Source organism: Spirillospora sp. NPDC049652, assembly GCF_040675125.1.
Classification (GTDB): Bacteria; Actinomycetota; Actinomycetes; order Streptosporangiales; family Streptosporangiaceae; genus Spirillospora.
This window is the reverse complement of record NZ_JBFAOF010000059.1, coordinates 1-17458: the sequence shown is the minus strand read 5'-3', so window position 1 is coordinate 17458 and position 17458 is coordinate 1. Positions and strand designations below refer to the sequence as shown.

At 71.5% G+C, this 17458-nt stretch carries 20 protein-coding genes; 5 read left to right on the top strand and 15 right to left on the bottom strand.

Translation table 11 applies throughout. The features are described from left to right. Positions 1-309: 309 nt before the first annotated feature. Both rpsI and rplM read right to left on the bottom strand, forming a co-directional pair. Entirely contained in the window at positions 310-834 is a 525-nt protein-coding gene (gene rpsI / locus AB0J52_RS06980; RefSeq protein WP_500180633.1) for a 30S ribosomal protein S9, read from the bottom strand. 94 nt (positions 835-928) lie between these two features. Next, entirely contained in the window at positions 929-1372 is a 444-nt protein-coding gene (gene rplM, locus AB0J52_RS06975; protein ID WP_500180632.1) for a 50S ribosomal protein L13, read from the bottom strand. A gap of 432 nt (positions 1373-1804) precedes the next feature. Between rplM and AB0J52_RS06970 the strand changes: the two genes are divergently transcribed. The 3 genes from AB0J52_RS06970 to AB0J52_RS06960 all read left to right on the top strand — a co-directional run bounded on the left by AB0J52_RS06970 (position 1805) and on the right by AB0J52_RS06960 (position 6126). Continuing rightward, positions 1805-3091, top strand: a complete 1287-nt coding sequence (locus AB0J52_RS06970) for a CAP domain-containing protein (RefSeq protein WP_500180631.1) — start codon at positions 1805-1807, stop codon at positions 3089-3091. A gap of 117 nt (positions 3092-3208) precedes the next feature. Continuing rightward, positions 3209-4462 carry a hypothetical protein gene (locus AB0J52_RS06965; RefSeq protein WP_500180630.1) on the top strand — a complete coding sequence of 418 codons (1254 nt, stop codon included), beginning with the start codon at positions 3209-3211 and terminating at the stop codon, positions 4460-4462. A 23-nt stretch (positions 4463-4485) separates the two neighbouring features. Further along, positions 4486-6126, top strand: a complete 1641-nt coding sequence (locus AB0J52_RS06960; protein WP_500180629.1) for a hypothetical protein — start codon at positions 4486-4488, stop codon at positions 6124-6126. 111 nt (positions 6127-6237) lie between these two features. On the opposite strand, the gene truA is transcribed toward AB0J52_RS06960, so the two are convergent. The 8 genes from truA to infA form a co-directional block, all read right to left on the bottom strand. Next, the gene (gene truA / locus AB0J52_RS06955) at positions 6238-7062 is read right to left on the bottom strand and encodes a tRNA pseudouridine(38-40) synthase TruA (protein WP_500180628.1); all 825 of its coding nucleotides are present in this window, start codon (positions 7060-7062) and stop codon (positions 6238-6240) included. A gap of 254 nt (positions 7063-7316) precedes the next feature. Further along, on the bottom strand, positions 7317-7802 hold the full coding sequence (gene rplQ, locus AB0J52_RS06950; protein WP_500180627.1) for a 50S ribosomal protein L17: 486 nt from the start codon (positions 7800-7802) through the stop codon (positions 7317-7319). A 110-nt stretch (positions 7803-7912) separates the two neighbouring features. Beyond that, complete coding sequence (locus tag AB0J52_RS06945) at positions 7913-8926, bottom strand: DNA-directed RNA polymerase subunit alpha (protein ID WP_026415301.1); 1014 nt, start codon at positions 8924-8926, stop codon at positions 7913-7915. Between the two features lie 206 nt (positions 8927-9132). Continuing rightward, positions 9133-9759 (bottom strand): 30S ribosomal protein S4, encoded by a 627-nt coding sequence (gene rpsD / locus AB0J52_RS06940; protein ID WP_500180626.1) that lies wholly within the window; start codon positions 9757-9759, stop codon positions 9133-9135. Positions 9760-9784: 25 nt separating this feature from the next. After that, positions 9785-10186, bottom strand: coding sequence for a 30S ribosomal protein S11 (gene rpsK, locus AB0J52_RS06935; protein WP_021596710.1), 402 nt, complete (start codon positions 10184-10186; stop codon positions 9785-9787). Positions 10187-10246: 60 nt separating this feature from the next. Beyond that, positions 10247-10627, bottom strand: coding sequence for a 30S ribosomal protein S13 (gene rpsM, locus AB0J52_RS06930; protein ID WP_500180625.1), 381 nt, complete (start codon positions 10625-10627; stop codon positions 10247-10249). 198 nt (positions 10628-10825) lie between these two features. Further along, positions 10826-10939, bottom strand: coding sequence for a 50S ribosomal protein L36 (rpmJ, locus tag AB0J52_RS06925; RefSeq protein WP_018657566.1), 114 nt, complete (start codon positions 10937-10939; stop codon positions 10826-10828). Positions 10940-11003: 64 nt separating this feature from the next. Next, positions 11004-11225 (bottom strand): translation initiation factor IF-1, encoded by a 222-nt coding sequence (gene infA / locus AB0J52_RS06920; protein ID WP_018657567.1) that lies wholly within the window; start codon positions 11223-11225, stop codon positions 11004-11006. A 302-nt stretch (positions 11226-11527) separates the two neighbouring features. On the opposite strand from infA, the gene AB0J52_RS06915 reads away from it, so the two are divergent. After that, positions 11528-12085 carry a hypothetical protein gene (locus AB0J52_RS06915; protein WP_500180624.1) on the top strand — a complete coding sequence of 186 codons (558 nt, stop codon included), beginning with the start codon at positions 11528-11530 and terminating at the stop codon, positions 12083-12085. A gap of 38 nt (positions 12086-12123) precedes the next feature. Here the strand turns inward: AB0J52_RS06915 and AB0J52_RS06910 are convergent, their stop codons facing one another. Beyond that, entirely contained in the window at positions 12124-12864 is a 741-nt protein-coding gene (locus AB0J52_RS06910) for a sortase domain-containing protein (RefSeq protein WP_500180623.1), read from the bottom strand. A 721-nt stretch (positions 12865-13585) separates the two neighbouring features. Between AB0J52_RS06910 and AB0J52_RS06905 the strand changes: the two genes are divergently transcribed. After that, positions 13586-14395, top strand: coding sequence for a phosphodiesterase (locus AB0J52_RS06905; RefSeq protein ID WP_500180622.1), 810 nt, complete (start codon positions 13586-13588; stop codon positions 14393-14395). Positions 14396-14489: 94 nt separating this feature from the next. On the opposite strand, the gene AB0J52_RS06900 is transcribed toward AB0J52_RS06905, so the two are convergent. The 4 genes from AB0J52_RS06900 to secY all read right to left on the bottom strand — a co-directional run. Continuing rightward, positions 14490-14927 (bottom strand): DUF1707 SHOCT-like domain-containing protein, encoded by a 438-nt coding sequence (locus AB0J52_RS06900; protein WP_500180621.1) that lies wholly within the window; start codon positions 14925-14927, stop codon positions 14490-14492. 192 nt (positions 14928-15119) lie between these two features. Next, positions 15120-15929 (bottom strand): type I methionyl aminopeptidase, encoded by an 810-nt coding sequence (map, locus tag AB0J52_RS06895; RefSeq protein ID WP_500180620.1) that lies wholly within the window; start codon positions 15927-15929, stop codon positions 15120-15122. Positions 15930-15992: 63 nt separating this feature from the next. Beyond that, positions 15993-16643 (bottom strand): adenylate kinase, encoded by a 651-nt coding sequence (locus tag AB0J52_RS06890; protein ID WP_500180619.1) that lies wholly within the window; start codon positions 16641-16643, stop codon positions 15993-15995. Continuing rightward, the coding region (gene secY, locus AB0J52_RS06885) for a preprotein translocase subunit SecY (RefSeq protein WP_500180618.1) at positions 16644-17458 on the bottom strand (815 nt) is incomplete at its 5' end.

The following is a 17458-nucleotide window of genomic DNA, read 5'->3' as shown; positions in this document are numbered from 1 at the left end:
GCGCGGCCGCGACCGACAGTTCCATGGCGAGCGGCGCGGTGAGGTCGCGGTTGGCGAGCCCGCGCACCCCGTCGGTTCCGAACAGACGACCCACGATCAACTCCTAGCCCGGCCGGGCGCGGGGACCCCGACCCCGCACGTCGGCACGCTCAATGTAGTCCGCGATGGCGGCCGCGCCCCGGATGCGGCGCGTCCCGCCCGTCCCCGTGAAATGCGAACGAGCCGCCGCGCCCGCGGACGCCTCCCGACCCCGCGGCGAACGGGGGTCGGGGGCGTGCCACACGGGACACGGCGGCTCGATCGGAACGCTTAGCGCTTGCTGTACTGCGGCGCCTTGCGGGCCTTCTTGAGACCGGCCTTCTTGCGCTCGGTCGCCCGCGCGTCACGGGTGAGGAACCCGGCCTTCTTGAGCGCCGGGCGGTGCTCGATGTTGGCGAACTGGAGCGCCCGGGAGATCCCGAGGAGCAGGGCGCCGGCCTGGCCGGTGGTGCCACCGCCGTTGACCCGGCAGATCACGTCGAACTGGTTCTCCAGACCCAGCAGCACGAACGGCGAGTTCACGATCTGCTGGTGGACCTTGTTCGGGAAGTACTGGTCCAGGGTGCGGCCGTTGATGGTCCACTTGCCCGAGCCCGGGGCGATGCGGACGCGCGCGATGGCCTCCTTGCGGCGGCCGGTGGCGGCGGCGGGGCCCGTGGCGATGGGCTGGCCGAGCGTGCTGCTGTCGGACTCGGGGGTCTCGGTCGAGTACTCCGACGGCGCGTCTTCGTACGAGTCGTACTCGACGCCCTCGGCGGGCGTCTCGGTGCCGGTCTCGGACACTTTTCTCCTCAGAGGTCTTCTAGCCAGGGCGGCGGACCCGTCTGTCACGGGTGCCCCGGCGGCCACGGAATCGGGAACGCCGTACCCGGTGGGCACGGCGGGGGTGCTACTGGGCGATCTGCGTGATCTCGAACGGGACCGGCTTCTGCGCGGCGTGCGGGTGGTCCGGTCCGGCGTAGACCTTGACCTTGCCGAGCATCTGGCGGCCGAGGGTGTTCTTGGGCAGCATGCCCTTGATCGCCTTCTCGACGGCCTTCTCCGGGTGCTTGGCGAGCAGGTCGGCGTAGGACATCGAGCGGAGACCGCCCGGGTAGCCCGAGTGCCGGTAGGCGCGCTTGTTCTGGAGCTTGTTACCGGTCAGCGCCACCTTGTCGGCGTTGACGATGATGACGAAGTCACCGGTGTCGAGGTGCGGCGCGTAGATCGCCTTGTGCTTACCCCGGAGCAGCTGCGCGGCCTGGCTCGCGAGCCGACCCAGCACGACGTCGGTCGCGTCGATGACGTGCCACTGACGCTGAACGTCAGCGGGCTTTGGGGTGTACGTGCGCACGGTCGTAGACCTTCGTTTCTAGTCGACTGGCGGTTGATCTCGCCCGGCCCTGTGGAGGCGGGACGGGCGTGCCGCGCGGATGTGATCGCCGCCCGCCCCTTGAGGTCGGGCACGCAATACAGCGACTGGGCAGCATATCCAGCCGCGCGGGCACGGGTCAAAGCGAGGCCGCTACACGGTGCTCACGCTGCGCTCAGGTGCTCGTTCGTCAACCGCCGACGGCTACTTTCCCGGCCATCCTCCAGTATGCACCATCCCGCCTCATGCCCCGACCCCGTCCCGCCCTCGTCCGGCCCTCGAACCGGCCGCATCCGGGCTTTGCCGAGATCAACAGGCCCGGATCAGCAGCCTTTGTGTCCCATATATGGATAAGGTGCCGCCCGTCCGGTCTCCCTCGCCGGCAGCGTGCCGGCCCGGCCCCCAGGAGCATCGATGCGCCCTCCCCGCCGCGCCTCCCGCTCGTCCCGTCCCCGAGACCCCCGGACGGACGACCCCAACCGGGACGGCCCAGGACGCCACACGGCCAGTGGCCCCCCTTCCACCGGCCCCTACCCCGGCGGCCAGTCCTTCGGCGGCCCGGCCTCCGGCCCTTCCGGCGGTTCGGGCAGTGACGCCTTCGGCTCGGCGGACCCGTACCGCTTCGGGCCGCCCGCCGGAGCTCCGGACCGGTTCGCGCCACCCGCCGGCCCCCGTCCGCTGGAGCACGAACGGCACCGCCCGTCCGACGCCGAGGCTTCGCGAACCCACGGTTACGGCCCGGCGGACGCCACCCTGGCCCACGTCCCCGAGGAGGGCGACCGGCTCGCCTACTCCCCCACCGGACGCACCGAGCAGATCCCTGCCGGCCCCTACGGTTCGGAAGGCCCCGGCGGCCCTGGCGGTCCCGGCGGTCCCGGCCGGCGGGACTTCTGGGACGCCCCTCCCGGCGGCGGCCCCTCCCGCAAGCGCCGGACGCCGCTGATCATCGCCGGCGCGGCCGGGGCGATGGCCCTGGTCGTCGGCGCGGGCGTGGCCGTGAACCAGCTCACCTCGGACGACGGCGACCGCAAGCCGACCGCCGCGGCCAAGCCGCAGGCGACGCTCGACGGCGAAGGCGGCGCGCAGCCGGACGGCTCGCCCAGCGGCAGCCCGTCCCGGAGGCCGTCCAAGACCCCCAGCAAGGCGCCCAAGCCGAAGCCGAGCACGAAGAAGCCCAGCTCGAAGCCCACGACCTCCAAGCCCGGCAGCGGAACCGGCGGAGGCTCCTCCCCGAGCAGGCCGGGCAGCGGAGGCGGCTCCGGGTCCGGCTCCGGCGGAAACGGCGGCTCGGGAGGTTCCGGCGGCGGAGGCGGGACCACCGCGACCGCGTCCGAGGCGGCCGTCTTCCGGCTCACCAACCAGCAGCGCGCGAAGGCGGGGTGCTCGCCGCTGCGCCTGGACTCGCGCCTCACCAAGGCCGCCCGCCTGCACTCGCAGGACATGGCGACCCGCGGCTACTTCAGCCACGACTCCAAGAACGGCGACAGCCCCTGGGACCGGATCCGGCGCCAGGGCTACACGCAGCCGGGCGCGGAGAACATCGCCAAGGGCTACTCCGACGCCGCCTCGGTCATGAAGGGCTGGATGAACAGCCCCGGACACCGCGCCAACATCCTGAACTGCGGCTTGAAGGCGCTCGGTGTCGGCCGCGCGGACGGTCCGGGCGGGCCGCTGTGGACGCAGGACTTCGGCTGGAAGTGAGCGCGCCCGGGCGTCGCGCGAGGTTCCCGAAACCGGCGGCGCCCGGTTCGCCCCCATGTCATGGTGGGTGTGCCGATGGGTCCAGAGCCATGAATGAGGAACGGTAGGGTCCAAGCCATGGGTTACCCCGGTGACACAGGCGACAACGGTGGCCGGCCTTCCGATCGCGCCCCGCGACAGCCCCACGGTCCCGGCGGCGCGGAGTCCGCGCCGGTCTCGTGGGATGACGACCAGAACCGGTTCGCCCCCGGTTCCTTCGGCGCGCCCCCGGGCGGTCTGGCGGCCGAGCCGCCGCACGCCGCGTCCGGCCACGGCGACCCGAACGGGACCGCCGCGCTCGGCGACCCCAACGGCACGGCCGCCTTCGGCGGACCGCCCTCGTTCGGCGGCTCCCCGCAGGGCTTCGACGACGCCCCGCAGGGGTTCGGCGGAGCGGGCCACGGCGACCACGACGGCTTCGGGGGCCCCCAGCAGGGCTTCGGCGACGGGAACGGCTTCGGCGGGGGCGGCGGCTTCGGGCCGGGCGAGCCCGGGCCCGGTGGTCCCGCCGGCCCCGGCGGTCCCGAGGGCTTCGGCCCCGGCGGCGGTTTCGACCAGCACGTCGCGGGCCCGCCCCCGGGCAAGGCGAAGAAGCGCAACCTGCCGCTGATCATCGGCGGCGCGGCCGTGGCCGGCGTCGTGCTGATCGGCGGCGGCGTCGCCGCGGCGTCCATGTTCAAGGACGACCCGAAGCCGAAGGGCAAGACGAACACGGCGGCGAACAAGCCCGCGCCGACGGCGGCCTCCACGCCGTCCAGCGCGCCCTCCCCGTCCCTCAGCCCGGTGAAGCTGAAGTCCCGGGCCACCGACCCCAGCCCGCTGACCCTGAGCGAGATCTTCGGCAAGTCCGCGTTCCGCGGCGCGGGCGAGAAGTACAAGCGGACCGGCTGGAACGCCGCCAAGACCTGCACCGGTGCGGTCGGCGGGACGTCCCTGACCGCGTCAGTGAAGAAGGGCGGCTGCTCCCAGGTGCTCCGCGCCACCTACACGCGCGGCGACGGCAAGCTGATCGGCACCGTCGGAGTTTTCAACCTCAAGACCGAGACCGCGGCCAAGACGGCGGTGCGGGCGGCGGCCGCGAAGGACGCCTACCTGAAGCCGCTGCCGGGCGCCGGCAACACCAAGAAGATCGGCACCGGGCTCGCCCTCGGCACCGCCGAAGCACGGGGCCACTACCTGGTCATGACCTGGGTGCAGCGCCCGGACGGCAAGAAGATCGCCGACAGCGCGCACAAGGACGTCTCCGACTTCGGCCAGCAGGTGATCCAGGGCAGCGGCCTCGGCGTGGCGCTGCACTACCGGGAGACCGAGGGCAAGCCCTACCGGAGCTGATCGGCACGAGGACATGAACCCCCATGCCTGAACCTGACGAGATCCGTCCCGCCGAGGCGGCGGCGGACCCCCCCCCCTCCAACCCCGCCCCCTCCGCGCCGCCGAGCTTCGGCCATGACGAACCGGCGCCCGCTGGCGGCCAACCCCGCATCCCGACCCCGTTCCGGCTCCAGGCCCCCTGGTGGGCCGCGGAGTCCACCGACTCGGACGAGCCGGAACCCGAGGAACCCACCCGTCCAGAGCCCCCCGCCCCGCAGGCCACCGGCGCCGACGCCGACGCCGGCACCTCGGCGGCTCCGGCGACGAACGACCGGCTGGTCGCGGGCCAGGGCGTCTCCGACCCGGCCCCGCGCCCGGCCACCCCCGAGCCGACGCCGCGTCCCGCCCGGGAGACCGTCCCGGACGGCACGCCCGTCCTGCCTCCGGGAACCGGCACCGGGCCGCAGCCTCCGGCAGAGGTCGCGCCGCAGGTCGCGGACGTTCCGCTGCCGCTGGCCGCTCCCACGGCGAGCACAGCGAACACGGTGGACGCGGCGCATACGGCGTCGATGGCGGTCAACGCGGCTAACGCGGCCAACACCGACAGCCGCTCGTCCGGGCCCGTCCTCACGCCGGACGCGATCCTGCCGCCCGGTGTGGCGCTGCCGCCTGCGGTGGTCCTGCCGCCCTCCGAGCGCACCGTCGCCGACGCCCCGAAGCAGGGCGGTCCGGCGACGGTCACCGACATGCCGACCGTCCCGCCGATGCAGGCCGCCCCGGCCCAGGCCGCGGCGAACGCGCCGAGCGCATCGGGCGCGGCGCAGGCCACCATGGTCGCGCCCCCGCCACCGTTCCCTGGCCCGAACGGTCCGAACGGACCGCACGCCCCGAACGACGGCAACACCGGGCCGCTGCCCTTCCCGCCCGGCCCGCTCGGCGAACGCCCGGACGCCCGGACGGCCTCCGACCAGGACAAGAAGCGCAAGCGGCTCCTGCTCGGCGGCGGCGTCGCAGCGGCGGTGATCGTGGTCGTCGGCGCCCTCGCAGCGAGCGCGGCGCTGGGCGGCGGCGACGGGAGCAAGACGAAGGTCAAGGACAACCCGCAGGCCGGAGCGTCCCCCAGCCGGCCCGCCGGAGCGTCGCCGAGCGCGCCCGTCCATCACCCTGTGGACATCAACAGTGAGAAGACCGACACGAAGCCGCTGGCGCTGACCGAGGTGTTCCCGGCGCCCGCCGTCCAGCTCGGCGGGCACGCCTTCCAGCGGGACCGGTCGTCGGTCAACCACCAGTGCGGCCTGACCGCGCGCGGCTCGATGGCCGAGGCGCTCGCGCACGACGGCTGCCGCTCCGTCGTGCGGGTGACGTTCGTCAGCGACGACAAGAAGTTCGCCGTCACCAGCGGCGTCGCCGTCCTGCCGAACCACGACGCCGCCGTGCGGGTGAGCCGCGCGGGGAACCCAGGGAAGTACGAATGGTTCCGGGGGCTCAGCGGTCCACGGACGCCCGATATCGACGGCGCGGGCGGTTACGCTGCCGCCACCGTTCGAGGCCGCTACGTCGCATACGCGTACGCGACCTACACCGATGGAACCCGCATCACGCCCCAGGACACCCAGATCAAGGGCCTGGCGCAACAGTTCCTCGACTACGGGACCAAGGCCCTCGACGCCCGAGCACGCGGCTGACCGGCTCCTGAGACCAAAAAACGCGCCCGGTGCCCAATGGCACCGGGCGCGTCACGTTCAGCACCTCACCAGCAGCCTGGACGCCCGCCGCAGAAGCAGGCGCAGCCGGGCTCAGCTGGACAGTGTCCGGACCCGCCGGGTCTGCTGCGCCCGGACGGCCAGATCGGCGTCGTCCGGGTAGGAGATCTCCTCCAGGGACAGGCCGTGGGCCGGGGCGACGTTCACCGCCGAGTCCCGGACCCGCGCGCCCAGCACCTCGGCGGGCCAGTCGATCGCGCGCCGGCCGTCCCCGACGACCAGCATCGCGCCGACCAGCGCGCGGACCATCGAGTGGCAGAACGCGTCGGCCTTCACCGTGGCGACCGCCAGGTGCCGGGCCTCCCGGTTCCACTCGAAGACCTGCAGCTCGCGGATGGTCGTCGCGCCCTCGCGCTTGCGGCAGAACGCGGCGAAGTCGTGCTCGCCCAGCATCAGCCTGGTGGCGGCGTTCATCCGGTCGATGTCGAGCGGACGCGGGTGCCACAGGACGTCGTGGCGGCGCAGCGGGTCCACACCGACGGGATCGTCGCAGACACGGTAGGCGTAGCGGCGCGCCAGCGCGGAGAACCGCGCGTCGAAGCCCTCGGGGGCGGTCGTGACGCGCCAGACCCGCACGTCCGGCGGTAGCAGCCCGGCGAGGCGGCGTGGCAGCGTGCCGTTGATCGCCGAGTACGCGGCGACGGGCACCACCACGTGCGCGACCTGCCCGCGCGCGTGCACGCCCGCGTCGGTGCGCCCGGCGACGGTCAGCACCGGCGGCGGGTCGAGGCGCAGCACGCGGGCGAGGGCGTCCTCGATCACGCCCTGGACGGTGCGCTGGCCGGGCTGCCGGGCCCAGCCCGCGAAGTCCGACCCGTCGTAGCCGATGTCGAGCCGGAGTCGTACGAGAGCGGTCATGGGTGGCGGGGGTTCCTTGTCCTGTCCGTCGTCCGGTCCGTCGGCCGGTCCATCGGCCATAGCGCGTCCAACCAGTCCTCGCGTGTCCCGCCGGGGCGGACGCCCGGCGCCGGGCGGTCCCCCTCCGGTGGAGTGCCCCAGTGCATCATCGCCCCCCTGACCATGTGATCCATTCTCTCAAAGATCAGGCCCGCCGTCCCGTAGGGGGACGGCGGGCCCTCACATGTCGAGCGAGAAAGATCCCCGGAGGGTCCTTACTCCGCGCTCTCCTCGAGCTTGGCCTGGGAGCCCTCGGCCTTGGCCTCGGTGGTCTCGGCCGGGGTCTCCGCCGGGGCCTCGGCCTGCGCCGGGGCCGCGGTGGCCGGACGGGACGACGCCGACACCGGCTCGGTCACCAGCTCGATGACCGCCATGGGGGCGTTGTCGCCCTTGCGCGGGCCCAGCTTGGTGATCCGGGTGTAGCCGCCGGGGCGCTCGGCCATCGCCGGGGCGATCTCGGTGAACAGGGTGTGCAGCACGCCCTTGTCCCGGATCGTCTTGGCGGCCAGGCGACGGTTGTGCAGGTCGCCCTTCTTGGCCTTGGTGATCAGCTTCTCCGCCAGCGGACGCAGGCGGCGGGCCTTGGCCTCGGTGGTGGTGATGCGGCCGTGCTCGAACAGCGAGGTCGCCAGGTTCGCCAGAAGCAGCTTCTGGTGAGCCGCGCTGCCGCCCAGACGGGCGCCCTTGGTGGGCTGAGGCATGGTCGTTCCCTTCTTGCACCGGCCGGGTCAGGAACCGGTGGCAAATCTCCGCGCCGGCCGTACCAGGTACCGGCGGCGGGTCAGATGGACGTGTTAACGGTATGCCGGGATCAGTACTGCTCGGTCTCGGCGTAGCCGCCGTCGTCGTCGCCGTAGTTGTCGGCGGCGGCGGACGGGTCGAACCCGGGCGGGGAGTCCTTCAGCGAGAGGCCCATGTCGTTGAGCTTCTGCTTGACCTCCTCGATGGACTTCGCGCCGAAGTTGCGGATGTCCAGGAGGTCCTGCTCGCTGCGGGCCACCAGCTCGCCCACGGAGTGGATGCCCTCGCGCTTGAGGCAGTTGTAGGAGCGGACCGTGAGGTTCAGCTCCTCGATCGGCAGGGCCAGGTCCGCGGCGAGCGCGGCGTCCGTCGGGGACGGGCCCATGTCGATGCCCTCGGCCTCGACGTTGAGCTCCCGGGCCAGGCCGAACAGCTCGACGAGGGTCTTGCCGGCCGAGGCCACCGCGTCGCGCGGCAGCATCGCGGCCTTGGTCTCCACGTCCAGGATGAGGCGGTCGAAGTCGGTGCGCTGCTCGACTCGGGTCGCCTCGACCTTGTAGGTGACCTTCAGCACGGGCGAGTAGATGGAGTCGATCGGGATCCGGCCGATCTCCTGGCCCGGCTGCTTGTTCTGGGCGGCCGAGACGTAGCCGCGGCCGCGCTCGACCGTCAGCTCCATCTCCAGCTTGGCCTTGTTGTTCAGGGTGGCGATGTGCAGGTCCGGGTTGTGGACCTCCACGCCCGCCGGCGGCGCGATGTCGGCCGCGGTGACCTCGCCGGGGCCCTGCTTGCGCAGGTACATGACCACCGGCTCGTCGTGCTCGGACGAGACGACGAGCTCCTTGAGGTTCAGGATGATGTCGGTGACGTCCTCCTTCACCCCCGGAACGGTGGAGAACTCGTGCAGGACGCCCTCGATCCGGATGCTGGTGACAGCGGCTCCGGGGATGGACGACAGCAGGGTGCGGCGGAGCGAGTTGCCGATCGTGTAGCCGAAGCCCGGCTCCAGCGGCTCGATGGTGAACCGCGACCGGTACTCGTCGACCTGCTCCTCGGTGAGGGTGGGACGCTGAGCGATGAGCATGGGTTTTCCTTCTTTCCGCGGTGCCCGCTATATGACGACCGCAGGTGGAGTTCTTCCCTGTCCGCCGCCCGTCCACGCGTCGGCGCGGGCGGGCGGCGAGACGAACGGGTCTCCGCCGTGGGGCGGAGACCCGGTGGCCCCGCCTCGCGGCGGGGCCGGGCGGGTCCGTGCGAACCCGGTGGGCCCGCGAGGGGCCCGGTGAGCCCTTACTTGGAGTAGAGCTCGACGATCAGCTGCTCCTGGACGGGAGCGTCGATCTGCTGGCGGACCGGCAGCGAGTGCACGAAGATGCGCATCCGCTCGGCGTCCACACCCAGCCAGGCCGGAACCTGGCGCTCGCCGGCCTCGGCCTTGGCGACCTGGAACGGCGTCATCTCGAGCGACTTGGACTTGACGTCCACGATGTCGGCCTCGGAGACGAGGAAGCTCGGGATGTCGACCTTCTTGCCGTTCACCCGGATGTGGCCGTGCCGGATCAGCTGGCGGGCCATGTCGCGGGACTTGGCGAAGCCCGCGCGGTACACGACGTTGTCCAGGCGGCGCTCCAGCAGCGAGAGCAGGTTGTCACCCGTCTTGCCCTGCTGGCGGTTGGCCTCGACGTAGTAGTTCGAGAACTGCCGCTCGAGAATGCCGTAGATGCGCTTGGCCTTCTGCTTCTCGCGGAGCTGGAGCAGGTACTCGGTCTCCTTGGGACGACCGCGCCCGTGCTCACCCGGCGGGTAGGGCCGGATCTCGATCGGGCACTTCGGGCCCTCGCACTTGCTGCCCTTGAGGAACAGCTTCATCTTCTCGCGGCGGCAGAGCTTGCAGTCCGCACCGGTGTAACGAGCCATTGTTCTGTGATCTCCCCTACGGTGCTCAGACCCGGCGACGCTTCGGCGGGCGGCAGCCGTTGTGCGGAACGGGCGTGACGTCCTGGATCGAGCCCACCTCGAGGCCGGTGGCCTGGAGGGAGCGGATCGCGGTCTCACGGCCCGAGCCCGGACCCTTGACGAACACGTCGACCTTGCGCATCCCGTGCTCCATCGCGCGGCGCGCGGCGGCCTCGGCGGCCTGCTGCGCGGCGAACGGGGTGGACTTGCGGGAGCCCTTGAAGCCGACGTGGCCGGACGAGGCCCAGGAGATCACGTTCCCGTTGGGGTCGGTGATCGAGACGATGGTGTTGTTGAACGTGCTCTTGATGTGGGCGTGCCCGTGAGCGACGTTCTTCTTTTCCTTGCGGCGCACCTTCTTCGCGCCGACACGGCTCTTGGGAGGCATCTCTGCTCTCTTCCTCTGAGGTCGTCGATCCGTCCGGGACGGATGAGTCCCGGCGGACTACTACTTCTTGCCGGCCTTCTTCTTGCCGGCCACGGTCTTCTTCTTGCCCTTGCGGGTACGCGCGTTCGTCTGCGTCCGCTGACCGTGCACGGGCAGACCGCGGCGGTGCCGAATGCCCTGGTAGCAGCCGATCTCGATCTTGCGGCGGATGTCGGCCTGGATCTCGCGACGGAGGTCACCCTCGGTCTTGTAGTTGGCTTCCATCCAGTCGCGGAGCTTCACCAGGTCGTCGTCGCTGAGCTGGTGGACCCGCGTGTTCGGGTCGACGCCGGTGTTCTCCAGCGTCTCCTGGGCGCGGGTGCGACCGATGCCGAAGATGTAGGTGAGAGCGATCTCCACGCGCTTGTCGCGCGGGAGGTCGACGCCGAGGAGGCGTGCCATCTCTGGCGGTTCCCTTCGTAGACGGAGGTGTGGGCGCATCGCGTCCGCACACACCCGGAACTCGTTTCGGGTGGCGGCCCCGGCCTCCGTCCGGGGGTGGCCCCTTCACACGACGGTGCCGTACGACCCGATCTTGTTCGACCGGGCCGTACGGCGACCGCGTGCGAAGGCTGCGATGCGTGGATCAGTGGGTGGGCGTCAGCCCTGACGCTGCTTGTGGCGCGGGTCGGAGCAGATGACCATGACCCGGCCGTGCCGGCGAATGACGCGGCACTTCTGGCAGATCTTCTTGACGCTCGGCTTGACCTTCACTGGGTCTCCTATGGGTACAGGGTCACCCGCGTGCCGCCACACACGCGAGAGGCAACCCCAGTGACTACTTGTAGCGGTAGACGATCCGACCGCGCGTGAGGTCGTAGGGGCTCAGCTCCACGACGACGCGGTCGTCCGGCAGGATCCGGATGTAGTGCATCCGCATCTTGCCGCTGATGTGGGCGAGCACCTTGTGCCCGTTGTCCAGCTCAACCCGGAACATGGCGTTCGGGAGGGACTCGATGACGGTGCCCTCGATCTCGATGGCGCCTTCCTTCTTGGGCATGTCCTCCGCGCTTCGCTGATCGGCTCATTGGACGCGGCCCGCGCCGTCACCGCTCACGTCATGGGGATCTGGAGATCGCCGACGGAGTGGAGAAACCCCGGCCGCACCCAGGCCCGGGCACACACACGCGCCAAAGCAGGGATTCAAGGCGGCCGAACACGGACCGACACAAGAGTGTACGTCACCGGGCGGTGGAACGCGAAATCATCCCACGACCCGGCACCGGATACTGCTCCCGACACAAGCATACAGCGCTCGCGCGTTGTACCTTTCCAGGAGGACGAACGACCAGGGGAGGACGGATGCCGAGCTATGACTTCGCGCTGATCCTCAGCCGTCCCCTCTACGAGGAAGAGCTGGACCCGCTCTTCGACCGCACCCACGGTCAGGTCACGGTCTCCATCATCACCGAGCCCCAGCACGCCGGACGGGCGGGCAACGCCACCGCCACCTGGCACGCGACGACCCTCGCCGAGGCCGTCATGCAGGTCGTCGCCCACCTGGAGGCCGCCGCTCCCGGGCTGCACGTCCGCCAGGTCGAGGCCGACCCGCTGCTGACGATCCGGGACATCGCCGAACGGGTGCGGCGGTCCGTGGAGTCGGTGCGGCTGTCGATCACCGGCGCGCGGGGGCCGGGCGGCTTCCCGGCCTCGGAGATGTCGACCGGCGGGCACCGGCTCTGGCGCTGGTCCAAGATCGCCGCCTGGTACGACATCGAGGACCCCCAGCTCCGCGAGGCCCGTCCGACCACCCAGGCCATCAACGGCTGGCTCGCGCTCCGCGACGTGGTCCCGGACATAGCCCCCGCCCCCGAGGACGTCACGTCGGCGCTCAGCGCCGTCCTCACGCACGTGGCCTGACCCTCGCCGCCCGCCCCGCCCGCGGGGCTCAGGATGGGTCAGCCGCGGGACATGGCGGCCAGGTCCGCGGTCCGGTAGGCGGCCGCGAACGTCGCATAGACGATGAGATCGTCGTCATACGCGCGTCTGACGTGGTCGAACCGTCCGGCGCAGGTGATCAGCCTCAGTTCCGGGACGGTTCCGCCCAGCAGCACCCGCGCCTCGCTGAACCGGCCCTTCGGCACCTGTTCGGCGCGGGTCATGCGGAACACCGCGACCGTGCCGTCCAGCCGGGCCACCGCGATGATCCCGCCTGCCCGCATCTCGGGCAGGCGCGCGAGGACGGCCGGTCCCGCCCCCGCGTCCGGGCGGTCGAGCACCACGGCGGCTCCCGGCTCGCCCGGGGTCGGCCCGGACGCGAGCCAGCCCGCGCGGTTCGGGACGCCTGACGGTGGCGGCTCGATCCCGCCGAAGTCGTCGCGTCCGACGCGTCCGAGAGGGGCGGACACGCCGATCCCCGGGATCAGCAGCCGTGTCGGGATGGCCGGGGCCAGCGCGACGCCCAGCGGCGCCGGTGCGCCCAGCCGTTTCGGCGGGACGGCCTCGGGAAGCGGAAAGGCCGCGTGGCTTCGAATCCCAAGCCCACAGGCGGAGAAGCCGAGCGGGTGAGAGAAGGGGCGTCCGGGGGCCGGGGAGGGGCGCGCTACTTCTCGGGCGTGGACTGGGCGGGACAGTCCCGGCGCGGCCGCCAGGAGGCAGCGTGCCCGCCGACGACGCCGTCCCCGGCATGGCCTAGCCATTCACTCTCCTCCGCGTCCACAACGCCAACCAGCGCCCGCCGAGGGCATTTCCGTCCGGCCGCGGGCCCCGGCCGTGCCGAAGCCCTCCGGGCGTCCGCCCACGATGGGATTCCAACCGGCCTCCCCCGGAAACCGGGCCGTACACCTTGATCGTTTGGCCGCGCGCCCCGCGTTCCGTGAGGAGCAGGGGGAACGGAAGGTGTGCCAGAAGGTGAGCATGTTCTGTCTGATGTGACCGGTGGCGGTGATGTTCGCGGGGTGGGGCCGTGTCCGTCTTGATCATCGGCGTCCGGATCGGCCGGCCGGTCCCGCCCCGGGCGGCGGCCGGAGCGGGGGCCGGGACCGAACGCGCCTCGGGATCGGCGCAGTTCGCCGGGGCTATGATCGTGAGCGTCCGCCCCGCCCGAAGGTGTCCCTTCCGGGGCTTCACCGTCACCCCGTCGTCCGCGCGAGCGGCCGGAGCGGCGGCGAGCGCGGTCCGGAGCAGGGCGCAGGCCGGCGCGGCACGCGCGCCGGGCCGCTGGAAGGGCATGGTCTCCCCCACCGGTCCCGGGGTCGGACGGAACCGGTGATCATTCTTTGCCCGGCCGCCTCGACAGGCCGGTCAAACCGGCGCAAAGATCGAGTCAGCGCTCCCTCCGGCACGGACGCCGAGGGCGGGCGGCGACGGGGCGTGCGAACCGGTCCGGTCCGTGGTTCGCTTGGAGGAGGGGGAGGATCAATGGCGATCATTGCGCAGCTCAGCGACATCCATCTGGCGGTCGGCCAGAACGGTGAGGTGGACGACGCCTCGGGGCCGATCCGCGGGCTGCGCGCCGCCGTGTCCAGCCTGCTGGCGCTGCCCGCCCGGCCGGACGCGGTCGTGCTGACCGGCGACCTGGCCGACGGCGGCCGCCCGATCGAGTACGCCCGGCTGCACGCGCTGCTGTCCCCGCTGCCGATGGCCGTCTACCCGCTGCCCGGCAACCACGACGACCGGGACGCCCTGCGGCACGCCTTCCGCGACCACCCCGCCGTGGCGGGCAGCGGCGGCCCCGGCGCGCCGGTGCAGTACGCCGTGGACGTCGCCGGCATCCGGCTGGTCTGCTGCGACACCACGATCCCCGGCTCGGCCTCCGGCGAACTCGACGTCGAACGGCTGGCCTGGCTGGACGCGACGCTCGCCGAGCGACCGGACGTCCCGACCGTGGTCGCCACCCACCACCCGCCGTACCGGATCGGCATCCGGTTCATCGACGACACGGGCCTGTCCGGCACCGAGGGCCTCGCCGAGATCCTCAAGCGGCACCGGCAGGTCGTCCGGGTGATCAGCGGGCACGTGCACCGCAGCTCGGCCGGCAGCCTGGCCGGGACGTCCTGCACCACCACGTCCAGCACCTACCGCCAGCTCTTCCTCGACCTCACCCAGCCGGGCCGGGGCGCGCTGACGGGCGAGCCCGCGGGCTTCGCGATCCACCTGATCGAGGGCGAGTCGGCGGTCAGCCACTTCGTCCCCACGGGCAACTACCGCCCGCTGATGGAGGTCGACTGAACCGCCGCGAGAACGCGGAAGAGGCCCCCGCCGGGTTCGGCGGGGGCCTCTTCTCGTCCACTCCGGTTCTCGTCGGCGCCGGCTCGGCGGCCGGTCACCGGCGCCGGTCGGTCCCGAACAGGCTCCGGGCCAGCAGCATCACGCCCCACGGACCGGCGACCCACAGCCACCAGGGGTACGGGACGACCGGCGAGGTCACCGCGAGGATCGCCCAGATCGCCAGGTTCACCCCGACGACGACGGCCCAGGCGGCCCACATGGCGCGCGTCCCGTACCAGACCGTCCCGCCGCGCGACTTCGGCGCGACCGTCGCGCGCTGGTAGGCCGGAATCGGCCGGTGGTGCAGGTCGGCCTCGGGCAGGTCGGCGGTCACCCGCTCCAGCTCGCCCATGGTCCTCGCCCCGTAGGTCGCCTCCAGGCGCTCCTCGAGCTCGTTCATGGTGAGCCGGCCCTCCGCGGTGTGCTCGCGCAGGCTGGCGGCCACCCGGTCCCGGTCGGCGTCCGAGGCTCGGAAATCAGGATTGGGCGCCATCACGACCCCTTCAGCGTCGTCGGTGGCGGCGGAAGTGCGATCCGCCGCTACCTCCAGAGTGCCCAAGGATGCGCGGTGCCCTCAAGGGAGCCCGGTGCACCTTGGGACCGGTACCTGGCGACACCCTTCGGCGACCGCCCGCGCCCGCCGGGCCCCGGCATCGACCGCCTGCACGGGCGGCCGGACGGGCGGTCAGAGGCCGAGCTTGGCGAACCACTCCCGGCCCTCGTCCAGCGCGGTCAGCACGCGCGGGCCCTCGGGCGTCACGGCGAACGTGTGCTCGAAGTGCGCCGAGGCCCCGCCGTCCGTGGTGATCACGGTCCAGCCGTCCTCGAGCTCGTCGGTGTCCTTGGTGCCGAGGTTGACCATCGGCTCGACGGCGAAGCACATGCCCGCCTCCAGCACCGGGCCGTGCCCGGGAGCGCCGTGGTTCGGGATCAGCGGGTCCATGTGCATCTCGGTGCCGATGCCGTGCCCGCCGTAGCCCTCGACGATCCCGTAGTCGCCCTGGGAGCGGACGTAGGACTCGATCGCGTGGGACATGTCGGTCAGCCGCGCCCCGACGACGCCCGCCGCCAGGCCGTGCCACATGGACGTCTCGGTCACGTCCAGCAGCTTGCGCAGCTCGGGAGTGATCTCCCCCACCGGGACGGTGATCGCGGAGTCGCCGTGCCAGCCCTCGACGATCGCGCCGCAGTCGATCGAGATGACGTCCCCGTCGCGCAGCGTCTTGTCCGGACGCGGGATGCCGTGCACGATCTCCTCGTTGACCGAGGCGCAGATCGTGCCGGTGAACCCGTGGTAGCCCTTGAACGACGGGATGCCGCCGTTGTCCCGGATGTGCTGCTCGGCCAGCCTGTCCAGGTCCAGCGTGGACATGCCGGGCTTCACCGCCTCGCGCAGCAGCTCCAGCGTGCGGCCGACCAGGAGGCCGGCCGCCCGCATGAGCTCGAGCTGCTCGGGCGTCTTGATCTGGATGGCGGGCTTGCGCCGTTTGAACACTGTCACTCCCCCAGGGGCGGCCAGGGCCTCGGGGGGAATCCCGACTCCCGCCTGCCCGGCGATCTACTTCTCGAACGGACGCAGCGCGTCCAGGGCCCGCCGGGTGACGTCCTCGACCGGTCCGGTCGCGTCGATGCCGCGCAGGATGCCCTCATCAGAATAGAACTGGACGAGCGGCGCGGTCTGTTCCGCGTAGACCTCCAGGCGGTGCCGGACGACCTCCTCGCGGTCGTCGTCGCGCTGGTACAGCGTTCCGCCGCAGTCGTCGCAGACGCCGTCCCGCTTGTCGTCGAAGTCGATGTGCCAGATGCGGCTGCACTGCGGGCACTGCCGCCGGCCGGACAGCCGCCGGACAACCTCGTCCTCGTCCACGACGAGTTCGAGGACGACGTCCAGCCGGGTGTCCCACTCGGCGAGCATCTTCTTCAGGGTCTCGGCCTGCGGCACGTTGCGCGGGAACCCGTCCAGCAGGAAGCCGTCGACGGCGTCCTCCTGCTGGAGCCGGTCGCGCACCATGTTGACGGTGACCTCGTCCGGTACCAGGTCGCCCCGGTCCATGTACTCCTTGGCCAGCGTGCCGAGCTCGGTGCGCTCGTTGATGTTGGCGCGGAAGATGTCACCCGTCGAGATTTTCGGGATCGACAGATGCGACGCGATGAACTGGGCCTGCGTCCCCTTGCCCGCTCCCGGGGGGCCCACAAGAACGATACGCATCTACCGCAGGAAGCCTTCGTAGTTGCGCTGCTGGAGCTGAGATTCGATCTGCTTCACGGTATCCAGTCCGACGCCGACGACGATCAGAATGCTCGTCCCGCCGAAGGGGAAGTCCTGCGTGGCGTTCAGCATGGCGAACGCCACCATGGGAATCAGCGCGACGAGCCCCAGGTAGAGCGCGCCCGGAGTGGTGATCCGGGTCAGCACGTAGTCCAGATATTCGGCGGTCGGCCGACCCGGACGGATACCTGGGATGAACCCACCATACTTCTTCATGTTGTCGGCGACCTCAGTGGGGTTGAAGGTGATCGCGACGTAGAAGTAGGTGAAGAAGATGATGAAGACGAAGAAGACCGTCATGTGCCAGGGGTTGTCCTGGTGCAGGTACGGCTGGACCTTCTGCAGCCACTTGACGTTCGGCCACAGCTGCGTCGCCAGCACCGGCAGGTACAGCAGCGACGAGGCGAAGATGACCGGGATGATGCCCGCCTGGTTGACCTTCAGCGGAATGTAGGTCGAGGTCCCGCCGTACATCCGGCGCCCGACCATCCGCTTGGCGTACTGCACCGGGATCCGCCGCTGCGCCTGCTCGACGAACACCACACCCGCCATGATCGCCAGACCCACCACGATCACCAGCGTGAACACGAACCCGCCCTTGGCCTTGTAGATCGACCAGAACTGGGACGGGAACACCGCCACGACCTGCGTGAAGATCAGGATCGACATGCCGTTGCCGACACCCCGGTCGGTCACCAGCTCACCCAGCCACATGATCACCGACGTGCCGGCCACCATGCAGATCACCATCGTGA